The sequence below is a fragment of the Pseudomonas sp. C6002 genome, assembly GCF_013385805.1.
In the GTDB taxonomy this organism is placed as follows: domain Bacteria; phylum Pseudomonadota; class Gammaproteobacteria; order Pseudomonadales; family Pseudomonadaceae; genus Aquipseudomonas.
The window spans coordinates 91,892-110,024 of sequence record NZ_JACAPH010000002.1; the positions used below are offsets into that span (position 1 = coordinate 91,892).

The 18,133-nt window shown below is 61.5% G+C and carries 14 protein-coding genes; 10 read left to right on the forward strand and 4 right to left on the reverse strand.

What is annotated here, in order from left to right; all coding sequences use genetic code 11:
- Positions 1–66: 66 nt before the first annotated feature.
- Both HX817_RS01015 and HX817_RS01020 read left to right on the forward strand, forming a co-directional pair.
- Positions 67–1,272, forward strand: a complete 1,206-nt coding sequence (locus HX817_RS01015; protein ID WP_003219343.1) for an aminotransferase class V-fold PLP-dependent enzyme — start codon at positions 67–69, stop codon at positions 1,270–1,272.
- Positions 1,269–1,682, forward strand: a complete 414-nt coding sequence (locus HX817_RS01020; protein ID WP_102605550.1) for a SufE family protein — start codon at positions 1,269–1,271, stop codon at positions 1,680–1,682. The genes HX817_RS01015 and HX817_RS01020 overlap by 4 nt, the downstream gene beginning before the upstream one ends.
- A 117-nt stretch (positions 1,683–1,799) precedes the next feature.
- On the opposite strand, the gene tcdA is transcribed toward HX817_RS01020, so the two are convergent.
- A complete protein-coding gene (gene tcdA / locus HX817_RS01025; RefSeq protein WP_003219345.1) occupies positions 1,800–2,609 on the reverse strand; it encodes a tRNA cyclic N6-threonylcarbamoyladenosine(37) synthase TcdA in 810 nt (269 codons plus the stop codon).
- 219 nt (positions 2,610–2,828) lie between these two features.
- On the opposite strand from tcdA, the gene HX817_RS01030 reads away from it, so the two are divergent.
- The 4 genes from HX817_RS01030 to HX817_RS01045 all read left to right on the forward strand — a co-directional run bounded on the left by HX817_RS01030 (position 2,829) and on the right by HX817_RS01045 (position 8,073).
- Positions 2,829–5,420, forward strand: a complete 2,592-nt coding sequence (locus HX817_RS01030) for a glycosyltransferase (protein WP_003219347.1) — start codon at positions 2,829–2,831, stop codon at positions 5,418–5,420.
- 237 nt (positions 5,421–5,657) lie between these two features.
- Positions 5,658–6,809, forward strand: a complete 1,152-nt coding sequence (gene dapE / locus HX817_RS01035; RefSeq protein ID WP_008430488.1) for a succinyl-diaminopimelate desuccinylase — start codon at positions 5,658–5,660, stop codon at positions 6,807–6,809.
- A complete protein-coding gene (locus HX817_RS01040) occupies positions 6,809–7,618 on the forward strand; it encodes a putative RNA methyltransferase (protein WP_008430489.1) in 810 nt (269 codons plus the stop codon). The genes dapE and HX817_RS01040 overlap by 1 nt, the downstream gene beginning before the upstream one ends.
- Positions 7,619–7,695: 77 nt before the next feature.
- Positions 7,696–8,073 (forward strand): hypothetical protein, encoded by a 378-nt coding sequence (locus tag HX817_RS01045; protein ID WP_008430491.1) that lies wholly within the window; start codon positions 7,696–7,698, stop codon positions 8,071–8,073.
- A gap of 142 nt (positions 8,074–8,215) precedes the next feature.
- Here the strand turns inward: HX817_RS01045 and HX817_RS01050 are convergent, their stop codons facing one another.
- A complete protein-coding gene (locus tag HX817_RS01050) occupies positions 8,216–8,425 on the reverse strand; it encodes a cold-shock protein (RefSeq protein ID WP_003219353.1) in 210 nt (69 codons plus the stop codon).
- Between the two features lie 196 nt (positions 8,426–8,621).
- Here HX817_RS01050 and plsB point away from each other — a divergent pair, with 196 nt between their 5' ends.
- Genes plsB through HX817_RS01065 form a run of 3 tightly spaced genes read left to right on the forward strand, consistent with a single transcriptional unit; the run spans position 8,622 to position 12,297 of the window.
- Entirely contained in the window at positions 8,622–11,126 is a 2,505-nt protein-coding gene (gene plsB, locus HX817_RS01055) for a glycerol-3-phosphate 1-O-acyltransferase PlsB (RefSeq protein WP_102368222.1), read from the forward strand.
- Between the two features lie 51 nt (positions 11,127–11,177).
- Positions 11,178–11,579 (forward strand): YbaY family lipoprotein, encoded by a 402-nt coding sequence (locus HX817_RS01060; protein ID WP_003219355.1) that lies wholly within the window; start codon positions 11,178–11,180, stop codon positions 11,577–11,579.
- 28 nt (positions 11,580–11,607) lie between these two features.
- The gene (locus HX817_RS01065; protein ID WP_003219356.1) at positions 11,608–12,297 is read left to right on the forward strand and encodes a DUF4197 domain-containing protein; all 690 of its coding nucleotides are present in this window, start codon (positions 11,608–11,610) and stop codon (positions 12,295–12,297) included.
- A gap of 782 nt (positions 12,298–13,079) precedes the next feature.
- On the opposite strand, the gene HX817_RS01070 is transcribed toward HX817_RS01065, so the two are convergent.
- Both HX817_RS01070 and HX817_RS01075 read right to left on the reverse strand, forming a co-directional pair.
- Positions 13,080–16,145, reverse strand: a complete 3,066-nt coding sequence (locus tag HX817_RS01070; protein ID WP_177039660.1) for an efflux RND transporter permease subunit — start codon at positions 16,143–16,145, stop codon at positions 13,080–13,082.
- Positions 16,146–16,151: 6 nt separating this feature from the next.
- Complete coding sequence (locus tag HX817_RS01075; protein ID WP_177039661.1) at positions 16,152–17,252, reverse strand: efflux RND transporter periplasmic adaptor subunit; 1,101 nt, start codon at positions 17,250–17,252, stop codon at positions 16,152–16,154.
- A gap of 92 nt (positions 17,253–17,344) precedes the next feature.
- Here HX817_RS01075 and HX817_RS01080 point away from each other — a divergent pair, with 92 nt between their 5' ends.
- Positions 17,345–17,983 carry a TetR/AcrR family transcriptional regulator gene (locus tag HX817_RS01080; protein WP_003219360.1) on the forward strand — a complete coding sequence of 213 codons (639 nt, stop codon included), beginning with the start codon at positions 17,345–17,347 and terminating at the stop codon, positions 17,981–17,983.
- Positions 17,984–18,133: the final 150 nt, after the last annotated feature.

The following is an 18,133-nucleotide window of genomic DNA, read 5'->3' on the forward strand; positions in this document are numbered from 1 at the left end:
GCGACTCGATGCCACTAACGGCCCGCGCCTGACCGGTGCGGGCCGTTTATACGAGTCTTGATCACCATGCTTGTGCCCTCTCCCTGGCGCGCCGATTTTCCGGCCATCGCCACCCTGCAACGGCAAGACCAGACCTATCTGGACAACGCCGCCACCACGCAAAAACCTCAAGCCCTGCTGGACGCCATCAGCCATTACTACGCCAATGGCGCAGCCAATGTGCACCGTGCACAGCACTTGCCGGGCGCCCATGCGACCCAGGCTTTCGAGGACAGTCGCAGCAAGGTGGCACAGTGGCTGAACGTCGGTGACGAGGGGCAAATCATCTTCACCCACGGCGCGACATCGGCGCTGAACCTCCTGGCTTATGGCCTTGAGCACCTATTCAACCCGGGCGACGAGATTGTCATCAGCGCCCTGGAGCACCACGCCAACCTGCTGCCGTGGCAGCAACTGGCCAAGCGTCGCGAGCTGGCGCTGGTGGTACTGCCGCTTGACGATGACGGCTTGATCGACCTGCAAGCCGCCGCCCAACTGATCGGCCCGCGCACCCGCCTGCTGGCGGTGAGCCAACTGTCCAACGTACTTGGCGCCTGGCAGCCGTTGCCGCAACTGCTGGCGCTGGCCAAGGCCCACGATGCACTGACGGTGGTCGATGGCGCCCAGGGCATCGTGCATGGTCGCCATGATATGCAGGCCCTGGGCTGCGACTTCTACGTGTTTTCCAGCCATAAACTCTACGGGCCGGACGGCGTCGGCGTGCTGTATGGCCGCACCGAAGCCCTGCATCACCTGCGCCACTGGCAGTTTGGGGGCGAGATGGTGCAGCAGGCTGATTATCAAAGCGCCAGTTTCCGCCCGGCGCCCCTCGGCTTCGAAGCCGGGACTCCGCCGATCGCCAGCGTGATCGGCCTGGGGGCAACCCTGGATTACCTGAGTTCCCTGGACCAGCAGGCGGTGACGGCTCACGAAGCCGCCCTGCACGACTACCTGTTGCGTGGCTTGCAAGCGCGCAATGGCGTGCGCTTGCTGGGGTCGCCGCACGTCGCCCTGGCCAGCTTCGTGGTGGAAGGCGTGCACAACGCCGACCTCGCCCACTTGCTGACCGAACAAGGGATTGCGGTGCGCGCCGGCCACCATTGTGCGATGCCGCTGCTCAAGCAGATGGGATTGTCGGGGGCGATTCGGGTGTCATTGGCGCTGTACAACGACTCCGATGACCTGGAGCGCTTTTTTGAAGCGCTGGATCAAGCCCTGGATATGTTGCGATGAGCTTGCCGACTGAGGCCGTTGTCGCGCTGGAAGCGTTCCAGGCGGTCGGCAGTTGGGAGCAACGGGCCCGCCTGCTGATGCAATGGGGCGAGCGGCTGCCCGCCTTGCCGGACGAAGACAAGGTAGACGTCAACCTGGTGCAGGGCTGTGAAAGCCTGGTGTGGCTGGTGGGGCGCTTGCAGGATGGGCATTGGCAGTTTGCCGCCAGCAGCGATGCACGGCTGATACGCGGGCTGGTGGCGTTGTTGCTGGCGCGGGTCAACGGTGTGTCTGCCGCCGAACTGCAAGCCGTCGACTTGCCCGGCTGGTTTGAACAACTGGGCCTGTCGCGGCAGTTATCGCCGTCGCGCAGCAATGGGTTGAATGCCGTGCTTCAGCGCATGCGGCATCTGAGCCTCACACAAAACTAAATGTGGGAGCGGGCTTGCTCGCGAAGGCGGCGTGTCAGTCACCGGAGATGTCGACTGATACACCGCTTTCGCGAGCAAGCCCGCTCCCACATTTTGATCTTCATTCCAGACTGAGATCTAAGGGGCCTTGACCCTGTCAGCAGGCCGGCGCACCCCGGCCACTATCTTGTCCACCGCCTTGGTCGCGGCCACCATGCCGAAGGTCGCAGTCACCATCATCACCGCGCCAAACCCGCCGGCGCAGTCCAGCTTCACGCCATCCCCGACAAAACTCTTCTGCAAACAGATGCTGCCGTCCGGCTTCGGGTAACGCAGCTGTTCGGTGGAGAACACGCAGGGCACGCTGTAATGGCGGGTCACAGTGCGGGAGAAGCCATAATCGCGACGCAACGTGGAGCGCACCTTCGACGCCAGCGGGTCATTGAACGTACGGTTCAAGTCACACACCTGAATCAACGTCGGATCAATCTGCCCGCCCGCGCCGCCGGTGGTGATGATCTGGATCTTGCGCCGCTTGCACCAGGCAATCAGTGCGGCCTTGGCGTTCACACTGTCGATGCAGTCGATCACGCAATCGATATTGGGCGTGATGTACTCGGCCATCGTCTCGCGGGTCACGAAATCCGCCACCGCGTGCACGGTGCAATCCGGGTTGATGCCTTTCAGGCGCTCGGCCATGACCTCGACCTTGGCCTTGCCCACCGTGCTGTCCAGCGCATGCAACTGACGGTTGCTGTTGCTGACGCATACATCATCGAGGTCAAACAGCGAAATCTCGCCCACGCCGCAGCGAGCGATGGCTTCCGCCGCCCACGAACCCACCCCGCCCACGCCGACGATGGCCACATGGGCCGCCTTCAGGCGCTCCAGGCCTTCAATGCCATACAAGCGGGCGACGCCGGCAAACCGTGGATCTTCTGTACTCATGACCATTACCCCAAAAACCGGCGCGCATTATAGGGCTACACAGCGACAAGTTTTAAACTACAAGCTACAAGTAAGAGAACTTACGACGAGTTGCACTGCCCAATGTCCGGTTTTTCCCGGCTTGCTGTACGGTCGGTGAAAGGCCAGTGTAGGATGCGCGCCGTTCGGCGCAGGCCGACACCTCTTTTCGTTCCACACCCTTTGGAACCCGAAATAGCCATGTCATCGCGTAAATTTGGACTCAACCTGGTGGTGGTGCTGGCAATTGCCGCGCTGTTCACCGGCTTCTGGGCGCTGATCAACCGCCCGGTCAATGCCCCTAACTGGCCCGAGCAGATCTCCGGTTTTTCGTACTCGCCGTTCCAGCAAGGCCAGTACCCACAGAAAGACCAGTATCCGACCGACGATCAAATGCGTCAGGACCTTGCGATCATGAGCAAGCTGACGGACAACATCCGTACCTACTCGGTCGACGGCACCCTGGGGGATATCCCCAAGCTGGCGGAAGAATTCGGCCTGCGGGTGACCCTGGGGATCTGGATCAGTCCGGACCTCGAGCGCAACGAGCGCGAGATCCAGCGCGCCATCGAAATCGCCAACAGCTCCCGCAGCGTAGTGCGGGTAGTGGTGGGCAACGAGGCGCTGTTCCGCGAGGAAATCACTCCGGAAGCGCTGATCGTGCTGCTGGATCGGGTACGGGCCGCCGTCAAGGTGCCCGTAACCACCTCCGAGCAATGGCACATCTGGGAACACAACCCGCAACTGGCCAAGCACGTCGACCTGATCGCCGCGCACATCCTGCCGTACTGGGAACATATCCCGGTGGACAAGGCCGGCCAGTTCGTACTCGATCGCGCACGGGACCTGAAGAAGACCTTCCCGAAAAAGCCGCTGTTGCTGTCGGAGGTTGGCTGGCCGAGCAACGGCCGGATGCGTGGCGGTGCTGACGCCTCCCCCGCCGACCAGGCGATTTACCTGCGCACGCTGGTTAACACGCTGAACCGCCAGGGCTACAACTACTTCGTGATCGAAGCGTTTGACCAGCCATGGAAAGCCAGCGACGAAGGCTCTGTAGGCGCCTATTGGGGCGTGTTCAACGCCGCACGCCAGCAGAAATTCAACTTTGATGGCCCGGTGGTCGCGATTCCGCAATGGCGAGTGCTGGCGATCGGCTCGGTGGTGCTTGCGCTGCTGTCCCTGACCCTGCTGATGATCGACGGCTCGGCCCTGCGCCAGCGCGGCCGTACGTTCCTGACCTTTATCGCGTTCCTATGCGGGTCGGTATTGGTGTGGATCGGTTATGACTACAGCCAGCAATACAGCACCTGGTTCAGCTTGACGGTGGGCTTCCTGCTGGCACTCGGCGCCCTGGGCGTATTTATCGTGTTGCTGACCGAAGCCCATGAGCTGGCCGAAGCAGTCTGGACCCACAAACGCCGGCGTGAATTCCTGCCGGTTGAAGGGGATTCGGACTACCGCCCGAAAGTCTCGATCCACGTGCCGTGCTACAACGAGCCGCCGGAGATGGTCAAACAGACCCTCGACGCCCTGGCCGCCCTCGATTATCCGGACTACGAAGTCCTGATCATCGACAACAACACCAAGGACCCGGCCGTGTGGGAGCCGGTGCGCGACTACTGCGAAACCCTCGGCCCGCGCTTCAAGTTCTTCCACGTCTCGCCCCTGGCCGGTTTCAAGGGCGGCGCACTGAACTACCTGATCCCGCACACCGCCAAGGATGCCGAAGTGATCGCGGTGATCGACTCCGATTACTGCGTGTCGCCAAACTGGCTCAAGCACATGGTGCCGCACTTCGCCGATCCGAAAATCGCCGTGGTGCAGTCGCCACAGGATTATCGCGACCAGAACGAAAGCACCTTCAAGAAGCTCTGCTACGCGGAATACAAAGGCTTCTTCCATATCGGCATGGTCACCCGCAACGACCGTGACGCGATCATCCAGCACGGCACCATGACCATGACCCGTCGCTCGGTGCTGGAAGAGCTGGGCTGGGCCGACTGGTGCATCTGTGAGGATGCCGAGCTGGGCCTGCGGGTCTTCGAGAAGGGCCTGTCGGCGGCGTACTACCACGACAGCTACGGCAAGGGCCTGATGCCCGATACCTTTATCGACTTCAAGAAACAGCGTTTCCGCTGGGCCTACGGCGCGATCCAGATCATCAAGCGCCACACTGCGAGCCTCTTGCGCGGCAAGGACACCGAGCTGACCCGTGGCCAGCGCTACCACTTCCTCGCGGGATGGTTGCCGTGGGTGGCCGACGGCATGAACATCTTCTTCACCGTGGGCGCCTTGTTGTGGTCGGCGGCGATGATTATCGTGCCGACGCGGGTTGACCCGCCGCTGCTGATTTTCGCGATTCCGCCACTGGCGTTGTTCGTGTTCAAGGTCGGCAAGATCATCTTCCTCTACCGTCGTGCGGTGGGTGTGAACCTGAAAGATGCGTTCTGCGCGGCACTGGCCGGGCTGGCGTTGTCGCACACCATCGCCAAGGCGGTGCTGTACGGGTTCTTCACCACCAGCATTCCGTTCTTCCGTACACCGAAGAACGCCGATAACCACGGTTTCTGGGTGGCGATCTCCGAAGCCCGGGAAGAGATGTTCATCATGCTGCTGTTGTGGGGTGCGGCACTGGGGATTTACCTGGTGCAGGGCCTGCCGAGCAATGACATGCGCTTCTGGGTGGTGATGTTGCTGGTGCAGTCGCTGCCGTATGTGGCGGCGCTGATCATGGCGTTCCTGTCGTCGCTGCCGAAACCGGCACCGAAGCAAGAGCCTGTGGCCGCTGCTTAAAATCCTGCGCAATGCACTAAACGGCGGCCTCTGGCCGCCGTTTTGCTATAAGATAACGGCCATTTTGTGAGACTTGGCCCAGGCCATTGCTTTGTGTGGGAGCGGGCTTGCTCGCGAATGCGGAGTGTCAGTCAACAATGTATGAACTGACCCGGCGCATTCGCGAGCAAGCCCGCTCCCACACAAGCCCCCCTCCCACATAAGCCTTGCGCCCTGACATGCTTCTGGAGTTTTTACATGACGGCCCACGCCGACCTTTCGCCGACCCTCCAACTCGCTATCGACCTGATCCGCCGCCCGTCGGTGACGCCGGTCGACGCCGATTGCCAGAAGCTGATGATGCAGCGCCTGGGCGACGCCGGTTTTGCGCTTGAGCCGATGCGCATCGAGGATGTGGATAACTTCTGGGCCACCCACGGCAAACACGAAGGCCCGGTATTGTGCTTCGCCGGCCACACCGACGTGGTGCCGACCGGCCCGGTCAAGGCCTGGCAGAACGACCCGTTCGACGCGCTGATCGATGAAAACGGCATGCTCTGCGGCCGTGGCGCAGCCGACATGAAAGGCAGCCTGGCGGCGATGCTGGTCGCTTCCGAGCGATTTGTGACCGACTACCCGGACCACAAGGGTTCGGTCGCATTCCTGATCACCAGTGACGAAGAAGGCCCGGCGCACCACGGCACCAAGGCCGTGATCGAACGCCTGGCAGCCCGCAAGGAGCGCCTGGACTGGTGCATCGTCGGCGAACCGTCGAGCACCACCCTGGTGGGCGACGTGGTCAAGAACGGCCGTCGCGGCTCCCTCGGCGCCACCCTGACCGTGCGCGGCGTGCAAGGCCATGTGGCCTACCCGCACCTGGCGAAGAACCCGATCCACCTGGCCGCTCCGGCCCTGGCCGAACTGGCCGCCGAGCACTGGGACGATGGCAACACCTTCTTCCCGCCTACCAGCTTCCAGATTTCCAACCTCAACTCCGGCACCGGCGCCACCAACGTGATCCCGGGCGACCTGACGGCGGTGTTCAACTTCCGCTTCTCCACCGAGTCCACCGTCGAAGGCCTGCAGCAGCGGGTCGCGGCGATTCTCGACAAGCATGGCCTGGACTGGCATGTGGAGTGGGCGCTGTCGGGCCTGCCGTTCCTCACCGAACCGGGCGCGTTGCTCGATGCGGTCTCCGCCAGCATCAAGGCCGTCACCGGTCGCGAGACCCAGGCGTCCACCAGCGGCGGCACCTCCGATGGGCGCTTCATCGCGACCCTCGGCACTCAGGTGGTGGAACTGGGCCCGGTCAACGCGACGATCCATCAGGTCAACGAGCGCATCCTCGCCAGCGACCTCGATGTGCTGACCGAAATCTACTACCAGACCCTGATCAAGTTGCTCGCCTGATGCTCGCTTGCCCCATTTGCAGCGCACCGCTCCATGAAGTGGACAACGGCGTAGCCTGCCCGGCCGGGCACCGTTTCGACCGGGCGCGCCAGGGTTACCTGAACCTGTTGCCGGTGCAGCACAAGAACAGCCGTGACCCGGGCGACAACCTGGCGATGGTGGAAGCGCGCCGCGACTTTCTCAACGCCGGGCATTACGCCCCGGTGGCCAGGCGCCTGGCCGAACTGGCCGCTGAACGCAAACCCCAGCGCTGGCTCGACATCGGTTGTGGCGAGGGTTACTACACCGCGCAGATCGCCGACGCCCTGCTGCGCGCCGATGGTTATGCCCTGGATATTTCCAGGGAAGCGGTCAAGCGCGCCTGCAAGCGCAACCCCACGGTGACCTGGTTGATCGCCAGCATGGCCCGGGTGCCGTTGGCCGATGCCAGTTGCCAGTTCCTGGCCAGCGTGTTCAGCCCGCTGGACTGGCTGGAGGCCAAGCGCCTGCTCAGCCCGGGCGGCGGCTTGATGAAAGTCGGCCCGACCCGCGGCCACCTGATGGAGCTGCGTGAGCGTTTGTACGACGAAGTGCGCGAGTACACCGACGACAAGCACCTGGCGCTGGTGCCGCAGGGCATGAGCCTGCAACACAGCGAAACCCTGGAGTTCAAGCTCAGCCTGGCCGACCCCAAGGATCGCGCCAACCTGCTGGCGATGACGCCCCACGGCTGGCGCGCGAGTGCCGAACGCCGGGCCCGGGTGATCGAAGCCGCCGAACCGCTGCTGGTCACTGTGTCGATGCGCTACGACTATTTCGTGCTTCAATAACCCATTATTTTTGTGGGCCTCGGGGCCCACACCGAATCCGCGAATGGATTTTCAAAATCCCGCAACGAGGAACATCCATGCGCCAACCTGATATCGAGATTTACCTCAAGGACGCCGACGTCGACCACAAGGCCATCGCCGCCTGGTTGGGCGCCGCCCTGGGCCCGTGCACCGACTGGGTCCAGCGCGGCCAGACCTACAAGTGCAAAGCCGGCAGCGTACCGGTCACCTGGCTGCCGAAAGCCGTAGGCAAATGGAACAGCCTGTACCTGGAAAGCGACCAGACCCCGTGGGAAGACGACATCGCCTGCGCCCGCGCAGCCTTTGCCGCGCTGAACGTCGAAGTGCGTTGCGCGCCGGGCAGTTGGGTAGAGGAAGAAGGTGAAGAAAGCGCGGATACCTGGATTCGTATCAGCGCCGACGGTGAAGAGCAGATCACCTGGAAAACAACCTGATCTAACGCTGTAAATCCAATCAAGAATGTGGGAGCGGGCTTGCTCGCGAATGCAGTGTGTCAGTCACCTGAGTATCAACTGTCACTCCGCTTTCGCGAGCAAGCCCGCTCCCACATGGGTTATCCGGTGTCGCTGCAATTGTTTACAGGCCCACCACATCCTCAGCCTGCAAGCCCTTCTCTCCCGTCACCACGGCGTATTCCACCTGCTGGCCTTCAGCCAATGAACGATGCCCTTCACCGCGAATGGCGCGGTAGTGCACAAACACATCCTTGCCATCTTCCCGCTGGATAAAGCCATAGCCCTTGGCGTCGTTGAACCACTTCACATTGCCGGTTTCGCGCGTTGCCATCTGTTTTGCTCCCACATGCTTTTTATAAGTACGTTTATTGTTGAGTCGTCGCAGTTGAACTGCCGAGTATAAGACAGGCTCAAAAAGCTTCAACTCAAGATTACTTCGCCGCTTTTTTGCCGATTTTCGGCTAATACTGCACACTAGCGCCCCGAGCACCTGCCCGGTTTATTTCCCCACTCAAAGCAGAAGCCGTATGACCCGTTCTCCCTTTCGCCGTCTGGTATTTGGCACCTTGCGCCGGCTGTTGTACCTCTGGGTTCGCTCAGAGACGATCAACCAGTCGTCCCTTACCTTGAACCTCGACCGCAGCCGTCCGGTGTTTTACGTCCTGCAATCTCCATCCCTCACCGAATTGGCGGTGGTTGATACCGAATGTACCAAGGCCGGCCTGCCGCGCCCGGTGCTGCCGGTGTCGGTCGGCCCGCTGATGGAGCCGGCGGCCTTCTTCTACCTGACGCCCGACCCTGACTGGCTGGGGCGCCAGGACAAGCGTGGGGCCCCACCCACCCTGACCCGCCTGGTGGATGTGCTCACCGAACACGCCGAAGAGAATGCACAGATCATTCCAGTCAGCGTGTTCTGGGGCCAGTCGCCCGACAGCGAGTCCAGCCCCTGGAAACTGCTGTTCGCCGACAGCTGGGCCGTCACCGGCCGCCTGCGCCGGCTGCTGAGCATCCTGATCCTGGGCCGCAAGACCCGGGTGCAATTCTCCGCGCCCATCAACCTGCGTGAGTTGATCGAGCACAATAAAGGCCACGAACGCACCGTGCGCATGGCCCAACGCATCCTGCGGGTGCACTTTCGTAACCTGAAAACCGCAGTGATCGGCCCCGACCTGTCCCACCGGCGCAACCTGGTGAAGGGCCTGGTGAACATGCCACTGGTACGCCAGGCGATCCTCGACGAGGCCGAACGCGAGAAAATCACCCCCGAGAAAGCCAAGGCCCAGGCCCTGCGCTATGGCAACGAGATCGCCTCGGACTACACCTACACCGCCATCCGTTTCCTCGAAGTGGTGCTGAGCTGGTTCTGGAACAAGATCTACGACGGCATCAAGGTCAACAACATCGAAGGTGTGCAAAAGGTCGCCCAGGGCTACGAGGTGATCTATGTACCGTGCCATCGCAGCCATATCGACTACCTGCTGCTCTCCTACCTCCTGTTCAAGAATGGCTTGACCCCGCCGCACATCGCCGCCGGGATCAACCTGAACATGCCGGTGATCGGCAGCCTGTTGCGCCGTGGCGGGGCGTTTTTCATGCGCCGTACTTTCAAGGGCAACCCGCTGTACACCTCGGTGTTCAACGAATACCTGCACACCTTGTTCACCAAGGGTTTCCCGGTGGAATACTTCGTCGAAGGCGGACGATCGCGCACCGGGCGCATGCTGCAACCGAAGACCGGGATGCTGGCGATCACCCTGCGCAGCTTCCTGCGTTCCTCGCGCATGCCCATCGTGTTCGTGCCGGTGTACATCGGCTATGAGCGGGTGCTGGAAGGCCGCACTTACCTGGGCGAACTGCGCGGTGCGAGCAAGAAGAAAGAGTCGATATTCGATATTTTCAAAGTGGTCGGAGCCCTCAAGCAGCGCTTTGGCCAGGTCGCCGTGAACTTCGGCGAACCGATCAAGCTGGCTGAATTCCTCGACAGCGAGCAGCCCGACTGGCGCTCCCAGGAGCTGGGCCCGAACTACAAGCCGGCGTGGCTCAACGAAACCACCAACCGCCTCGGCGAACGGGTGGCGCAACACTTGAACGAAGCGGCGGCGATCAATCCGGTGAACCTGGTGGCCCTCGCGCTGCTGTCCACCACCCGCCTGGCCCTGGACGAACAGGCGATGGCGCGCCAGCTGGATCTGTACCTGGCACTGCTGCGCAAGGTGCCCTACTCGCCCCACACCACCCTGCCGGAAGGCGACGGCCTGGCGCTGATCAAGCACGTCAAGGACATGCACCTGCTGTCGGAACAGAGCGATGCACTGGGCAAGATCCTCTACCTGGACGAGCAGAACGCCGTCCTGATGACCTACTACCGCAACAACGTGCTACACATCTTCGCCCTGCCGGCGCTGCTGGCAAGTTTCTTCCAGAGCAGCTCGCGGATGAGCCGCGAACAGATCCTGCGCTATACCCGTGCGCTCTACCCGTACCTGCAATCGGAGCTGTTTATCCGCTGGTCCCTGGACGAACTGGACGCTGTGGTCGACCAGTGGCTCGAAGCCTTCGTCGAACAAGGCCTGCTGCGTTTTGAAAACGACGTGTACCTGCGCCCGGCGCCGAGCTCACGGCAGTTTGTGCTGTTGACCCTGCTGTCCAAGAGCATCGCCCAGACCCTGCAACGCTTCTACATGGCGATCTCGCTGCTGCTCAACAGCGGCCAGAACAGCATCAGCGCCGAAGAGCTGGAAGACCTGTGCACGGTCATGGCCCAGCGCCTGTCGATCCTGCACGGCCTGAATGCCCCGGAGTTCTTCGACAAGAGCCTTTTCCGACATTTTATCCAGACCCTGCTGGAGCAAGATGTGCTGCGTCGCGACGAGGCCGGCAAACTGAGCTATCACCCGCTGCTGGGTGAGCTGGCCGAAGGTGCAGCCAAACGCGTATTGCCCGCGGAGATTCGCCTGTCGATTCGCCAGGTCGCACTGCATCGCAGCGAAGAGGCGCCAGACCAGCCTGTGGTACCCGAAGAAACACACTAGAGTGACCGAGGCGCCAGGGTGTTTCTGGCGCCGTTGACAAGGAGCTGCACCATGAAAAAAATCATCCTCCTGGGCCTGACCGCCCTGCTGGGAGCCTGCCAGACCATGAGCCCCGCGCCCAAAGCCAGCCTCGATGGCGAAGTCTTCTACCTGCAACGCATCGCCCTGCCGCCCGCCGCCACCTTGAGTGTGACCCTGCAGGATGTGTCCTTGATGGACGCCCCGGCCGTGACCCTGGCCGAGCAGAAAGGCCCGGTGAAAGGCCAGGTGCCGCTGCCCTTTCATCTGAGCTACGACCCGACCCAGGTCAAGCCTGGCCACAGTTACTCGGTAAGCGCTCGCATCGAACTGGAGGGCAAGCTACTGTTTATCACCACCGAACGGCACTCCGTGCAGTTGAACGGCCAGGACCCACAACCGCTGCGCCTGCGCGTGGATGCGGTTGCACACTGATTAAAATATCGAACATAAGGAAGCGCCCATGCTCCGTAACTCCCTTCGCCTCACTGCCCTGTGCGCCGGCTTGCTGCTCGGTGCCAACGCCATGGCCTTGTCCCTCGGCAGCCTGTCCCAGGGCGACGCCACCGGCGGCCTCAAGGATGCACTGACCCAAGGCGCACAGATTGCCGTGAAACAACTGGGTGTGCCCGGTGGTTTCAGCAACAACCCCGAAGTGAAGATCGGCCTGCCGGGCAAGTTGGGCAAAGTCGCTGACAAGTTGAAAATGTTCGGCATGGGTGACCAGGTCACGCAACTTGAAACCAGCATGAACAAGGCGGCCGAGTCTGCTGTCACCCAGGCCCAGCCGATCCTGGTAAACGCGGTGAAAAACATGAGCGTGACCGATGCCAAGGGCATCCTCACCGGCGGCCAGGACTCGGCCACCCAGTACCTGAACAAAAGCAGCCGTGACGAGATCCGGGCCAAGTTCCTGCCGATCGTCAAGGCCGCTACCGACAAGGTCGGCGTGGCCCAGCAGTACAACGCGCTCGCCGGCAAGGCCGCCACCTTTGGCGCCATTGATGCCAAGAGCGCCAATGTCGAAAGCTACGTGACCGAACAGGCGCTGGACGGGCTGTTCAAGATGATCGCCCAGCAGGAAGAAACCATTCGCAAGAACCCGGCGGCGGCTGCCACCAGCTTGGCCAAGAAGGTGTTCGGCGCGCTGTAGACCATACCCGGCAACTAAAAACGCCCTGAACTATTCAGGGCGTTTTTTTTAATAGCGGCACTTGCAAGGCAAATCACTACCCACGGCATTGCTATTGCTGCTGTTGGTGGTGTTGTTTTCGGTTTTGATATTAATGTTGATCTCGGGCTGGCCATTGCCATTGGACCGACCGAAATTCGGCCCTATTCCAAATACAGCCCCCAACAGGTGCAGTGGTGAAACCAGTATTGGAAAAATCATACGCACTCCTCGATATTTAGGGTCAAAAGCCCCCTCTGAGTGGCAAGGCAGCCCGAGTGGTTCCCGGGCTGCCTCGAGTCAGCGGCTATCGATGGATCGGAAAGAGTGCCGATGACCTCTGGTAGGGTTGGTGGGCCTCATGCACCGGCGCCTGGTGATACGGCTTGGGCCGCGCAGGCAGGACAGGCCCCGTTGGTCGGGAGTGATGGCCGTGGTTGAAACCGGGCCGTCCATGGCCGGGCTTGTGCGGTCGCGCCGTATCAGCTTCTTTATTGGAACCAGGCAACAGATTGCCCAGCAGTGACCCCAGGAAAGCACCTTTGAAAGCTGCCAGGGCAGACAAAATAAACATATGACACTCCATGAACTCATTGTTGTTCATCGGGACCGCACGCTTGCGGCCCCGACAACGACGTCTGTCAATCAGACAATTCTGAGTGGAGCACCATGGGCAAACGTTCCGTCGCCCAGGGTCGCAGTTTGCGTCTATGTGTGAATGACCAGAGGCATTTCCTTACAGGACACCCCTGCCACTCGCAGCCTTACACCGCCTCCTTGCGCACCCGAAACCACGCCGCATACAGCGCGGGCAGGAACAACAGGGTCAATGCCGTCGCAACAATCAAGCCGCCCATGATCGCCACGGCCATCGGCCCGAAGAACACGCTGCGGGACAGCGGGATCATCGCCAGTACGGCCGCCAGCGCCGTCAGCACAATCGGCCGGAAGCGCCGCACGGTCGCCTCGATAATCGCCTGCCAGGGAGCCAGGCCGGCCTTGATGTCCTGCTCGATCTGGTCCACCAGGATCACCGAGTTACGCATGATCATCCCCGACAGCGCGATGGTCCCCAGCATCGCCACGAACCCAAAGGGCTGGCGGAACACCAGCAGGAACAGTGTCACCCCGATCAGGCCCAAGGGCGCCGTGAGAAACACCATCGCCGTGCGGGAGAAGCTGCGCAATTGCAGCATCAGCAAGGTCAGCACCACCACGATAAACAGCGGCACACCGGCCTTGACCGAGTTCTGCCCACGGGCGGAATCCTCGACCGTGCCGCCAACTTCCAGCAGGTAGCCGTCCGGCAGTTCAGCACGCACGCCTTCGAGGGTCGGCAGGATCTGCTGCACCAGGGTGGCCGGTTGTTCCTTGCCGTAGATATCGGCGCGAACGGTCACGGTCGGCAGGCGATTACGGTGCCAGATGATGCCTTCCTCAAAGCCGTATTCCAGGGTCGCGATCTGCGACAGCGCCACGCTCTTGCCGTTGTCGGTCGGCACCGCCAGGCTTGGCAGCAGCGACAGCTCGGTGCGCTCATGCACCGTGCCGCGCAGCAGGATTTCGATCAACTCGTTGTCTTCGCGATACTGGCTGACGCTGGAGCCCGTGAGGGAACTCTGGAGGAATTTCGACAGGTTGGCGGTGCTCACGCCGAGGGCACGGGCGCGGTCCTGGTCAACGTTGAGGTAGACGATCTTGCTCGGCTCTTCCCAGTCCAGGTGCACGTTGACCACGTGGGTATTTTCGCGAACCTTGGCCGCCACTTTCCGCGCCAGGTCCCGGACTTCTTCGATGTGCTCGCCCGTTACCCGGAACTGCACGGGGTAGCCAACCGGCGGGCCGTTTTCAAGCCGCGTAACCCGCGAACGCAGGTCCGGGAATTGTTCGTTGAGGGTTTCGATCAGCCAGGTGCGCAAGCTTTCGCGCTCCTCGATGGTCTTGGCCAACACCACAAACTGGGCAAAGCTGGCGGCCGGCAGTTGCTGGTCCAGCGGCAGGTAGAAACGTGGCGAACCGGTACCGACGTAGGCCACATAATTTTCAATACCTGCATGTTCCTTGAGCAAGGCTTCAAGGCGTTTGACCTGGTCAGCCGTATTGCTCAGGGAGGCGCCTTCAGCCAGTTTCAGGTCGACCATCAGTTCCAGTCGCCCGGAAGCCGGGAAGAACTGCTGGGGCACAAAGCGGAACAGCGCCACCGAGCCGATAAACAGCAGCAAGGTCAGGACGATCACCGTCTTGCGCCGACGCACGCACCATTCCACCAGGCGTCTTACGCGCTGATAGAAGGGTGTGCCGTAGGGATCCGGCCCGTCGGTGCCATGCTTGGCCGCATGAATCTTCGCCAGGTCCGGCAGGAGTTTTTCCCCCAGGTACGGCACGAACATCACGGCGGCGACCCACGAGGCCAGCAGCGCAATGGTCACCACCTGGAAGATCGAGCGGGTGTATTCACCGGTGCTCGATTGCGCCGTGGCAATCGGCAGGAAACCCGCGGCCGTGATCAGGGTGCCGGTGAGCATCGGGAAGGCTGTGCTGGTCCAGGCGAAACTGGCGGCCTTGAGCCGGTCGTACCCTTGCTCCATTTTGATCGCCATCATTTCCACGGCGATGATCGCATCGTCCACCAGCAAGCCCAGCGCCAGCACCAGCGCGCCGAGGGAGATTTTGTGCAGGCCGATGCCGAGGTAATACATGGTGGCAAACGTCATGGCCAACACCAGCGGAATCGCCAGGGCGACCACCATGCCGGTGCGCACGCCCAGAGAGAAAAAGCTCACCAGCAACACAATCGCCAGGGCCTCGGCGAGCACCTGGACGAATTCGCCGACACTGGTTTTTACCGCTGCCGGCTGGTCCGACACCTTGCGCAGTTCCATACCGGCAGGAAGGTTCTTCTGCAGGCGTGAGAATTCGCCTTCCAGGGCCTTGCCCAGCACCAGGATGTCGCCACCATCACGCATGGCCACGGCCAGCCCGATGGCGTCGGCGCCCATGTAGCGCATGCGCGGTGCCGGTGGATCGTTGAAGCCACGATGAATCTCGGCCACGTCACCGATACGGAACGTACGATCACCGACGCGGATCGGGAAGTCGCGAATCTCCTTAACGGTCTTGAAGTTGCCGGACACCCTTAACTGCACGCGCTCGCTCGGGGTTTCAAAGAAGCCGGCGGTGGACACCGCGTTCTGTTCCTGCAACGCCTGCTGCACGGCCGCCAGCGGCAGGCCGAGGGTGGCGAGCTTGAGGTTGGACAGCTCGATCCAGATCTTCTCGTCCTGCAAGCCCAGCAGTTCGACCTTGCCGACATCCGGCACCCGTTGCAGCTGAATCTGGATGCGGTCGGCGTAATCCTTGAGCACGGCGTAGTCAAAGCCATCGCCGGTCAGGGCGTAGATATTGCCGAAGGTCGTACCGAATTCATCGTTGAAAAACGGGCCCTGGATATCCGGTGGCAGGGTCTGGCGAATATCGCTGATTTTCTTGCGCACCTGGTACCAGAGGTCCGGGATCTCTGCGGAGTGCATCGAGTCCCGGGCCATGAAGGTGACCTGGGATTCACCGGGCCGCGAGAAGGAGACGATGCGCTCGTAGTCGCCGGTCTCCATCAATTTCTTTTCAATACGCTCGGTGACCTGGCGCGACACTTCCTGGGCCGTGGCGCCTGGCCAGTTGGTCTTGATCACCATGGCCTTGAAGGTAAACGGCGGGTCTTCGCTTTGTCCCAACTTGGTGTAGGACAAGGTGCCGACCACTGCCAGCAGGATCATCAGGAACAGTACGATCTGGCGATTACGCAACGCCCATTCGGAAAGATTGAAACCCATCGGGGACTACTCCTTGGCCGCCAGACTTACCACTCGATTGGCGCGATCCACCGGGCGCACTTGCTGGCCCTCATGGAGTACATGCACACCGGCGGCGATCACCCAATCAGTGGGGTTCAAGCCTTCCAGCACCGGCACGGTTTTCTCGCCAAAGGCGCCGATCCGCACCGGTGTGCGCTTGAGGGTATTGTCGGGCTGCACCACCCAGACGTAGGACGCGCCGTTCTCCGCGCTCAGGGCAGACAGCGGCACCGCCAGGGGAATCACCCCGTCAGCCTGGATGAAGACGCGAGCGCTCTGCCCCAGTTCCGCAGGCACTTTGCCGCCGGTAAACGCGACGCGGGCGGCGAAGGTTCGCGACTTTGGATCGGCAGCCGGCGACAGTTCGCGGATGCGGCCGTTGAAGCGCTGGTCGGGCTGGCTCCACAGTTCCACGGACACCGGCTGGCCAATCTTGAAACGCCCGAAGCTTTGCTCCGGCAGGCTGATCAACACCTCCCGCTCGCCATCGGTGGCCAGGGTGAATACGGTCTGGCCGGCCGACACCACCTGGCCGACTTCCACTGCACGCTTGGCGACCACGCCATCCTGGGGTGCGCGCAACACGGCGTAACCGGCCTGGTTATTGGCCACGTCGAATTCGGCCTTGATCTGCTTGAGGCGTGCTTCACCGGAGCGGTAGAGGTTTTCGGAATTGTCGTACTGGGAGCGGCTGACCATCTGACGGTCCATCAGGGTCTTGTAGCGGTCACGCTCGGCACGTACCAGGCTCAGGTTGGCGTCGGCAGCGGCGACCTGGGCGCGGGTGGCTTCCAGTTGCAGGCGTACGTCCTGAGGGTCGAGTTCGGCCAGGGGCTGGTTGGCCTTGACGCGCTCGCCCTCCTCCACCAGTCGTCGGCTGACTTTGCCGCCAATGCGAAAGGCCAGGTCGGGTTCATAGCGTGCACGCACCTCGCCCGGGTAGCTGTCGGAAGCCTGCGCCGAAGGCTCTGGCTGAACCACCATGGCCGGGCGGACGGTGGTTTGCGCCGCTTCTTCATGGCCACAGGCAGCCAACAGGAATAACAAGCTGGCAGGCAACGCGAGTGGCAGGAGATAGCTGCGCATGCTGAAGGACCTTTCGCTAATGGTGCTAGGAATAATTATACTGGCCAGTATGTTATTAATACCAAACTCACCAGTCCAGTAATAAAGTGAAAATGTCCGACAATCCTGTGAACACCAATAGCCCCGGGCGTCCCAAGGACATGGCAAAACGCCAGGCGATTCTTGATGCGGCGAAGATCCTGTTTTTGAGTAATGGGTATGCCAGTACCAGCATGGATGCCGTGGCAGTGGAGGCCGGGGTGTCGAAGCTGACGGTGTACAGCCATTTCACCGACAAGGAGACGCTGTTCTCGGCGGCGGTGGTTGCCAAGTGCGAAGAGCAGTTACCGGTGATGTATTTCGAGCTGCCCGAGGGTATGCCGGTGGAGAAGGTGCTGCTCAATATCGCCCGCGGGTTTCATGTGCTGATCAATAGCGAGGAGTCGGTGAACCTGCATCGGTTGATGATGACGTCCGGGAGTCAGGATCCGAAGTTGTCGCAGATCTTTTTCGAGGCTGGGCCGATGCGTATGTTGCAGGGGATGGAGCGGCTGCTCGGTAAGATCGACCAGAGTGGCGCATTGCGTATTGCCAAGCCGTTCACCGCGGCGGAGCATTTTTTTTGCTTGCTCAAGGGGACGGCGAATTTTTGTTTGTTGTATGGGTGTGGGGGGCAACTGAGCGCTGAGGCGGCCGAGGAGCATGTGCAGGAAGTGGTTGGGTTGTTCATGCGGGCTTATCGGGCTTTTTGAACTGAGTACATATCCGTTTTTTGGGTCAGGGCCGCTTATGGTTCCGCTCTTACAGCGGCTCACTTTTGAACAGCGCAAAAGTAAGCAAAACGCTCTTGCCCCACCACTCGGCACCTCGCCTAGGCTCGGTGTGCCCTCACGCAGGCTTTG

Coding starts and splice junctions, on each gene's coding strand:
- HX817_RS01015 (WP_003219343.1), top strand. CDS start 67: ATGCTTGTGCCCTCTCCCTGGCGCGCCGATTTTCCGGCCATCGCCACC.
- HX817_RS01020 (WP_102605550.1), top strand. CDS start 1,269: ATGAGCTTGCCGACTGAGGCCGTTGTCGCGCTGGAAGCGTTCCAGGCG.
- tcdA (WP_003219345.1), bottom strand. CDS start 2,609: ATGAGTACAGAAGATCCACGGTTTGCCGGCGTCGCCCGCTTGTATGGC.
- HX817_RS01030 (WP_003219347.1), top strand. CDS start 2,829: ATGTCATCGCGTAAATTTGGACTCAACCTGGTGGTGGTGCTGGCAATT.
- dapE (WP_008430488.1), top strand. CDS start 5,658: ATGACGGCCCACGCCGACCTTTCGCCGACCCTCCAACTCGCTATCGAC.
- HX817_RS01040 (WP_008430489.1), top strand. CDS start 6,809: ATGCTCGCTTGCCCCATTTGCAGCGCACCGCTCCATGAAGTGGACAAC.
- HX817_RS01045 (WP_008430491.1), top strand. CDS start 7,696: ATGCGCCAACCTGATATCGAGATTTACCTCAAGGACGCCGACGTCGAC.
- HX817_RS01050 (WP_003219353.1), bottom strand. CDS start 8,425: ATGGCAACGCGCGAAACCGGCAATGTGAAGTGGTTCAACGACGCCAAG.
- plsB (WP_102368222.1), top strand. CDS start 8,622: ATGACCCGTTCTCCCTTTCGCCGTCTGGTATTTGGCACCTTGCGCCGG.
- HX817_RS01060 (WP_003219355.1), top strand. CDS start 11,178: ATGAAAAAAATCATCCTCCTGGGCCTGACCGCCCTGCTGGGAGCCTGC.
- HX817_RS01065 (WP_003219356.1), top strand. CDS start 11,608: ATGCTCCGTAACTCCCTTCGCCTCACTGCCCTGTGCGCCGGCTTGCTG.
- HX817_RS01070 (WP_177039660.1), bottom strand. CDS start 16,145: ATGGGTTTCAATCTTTCCGAATGGGCGTTGCGTAATCGCCAGATCGTA.
- HX817_RS01075 (WP_177039661.1), bottom strand. CDS start 17,252: ATGCGCAGCTATCTCCTGCCACTCGCGTTGCCTGCCAGCTTGTTATTC.
- HX817_RS01080 (WP_003219360.1), top strand. CDS start 17,345: ATGTCCGACAATCCTGTGAACACCAATAGCCCCGGGCGTCCCAAGGAC.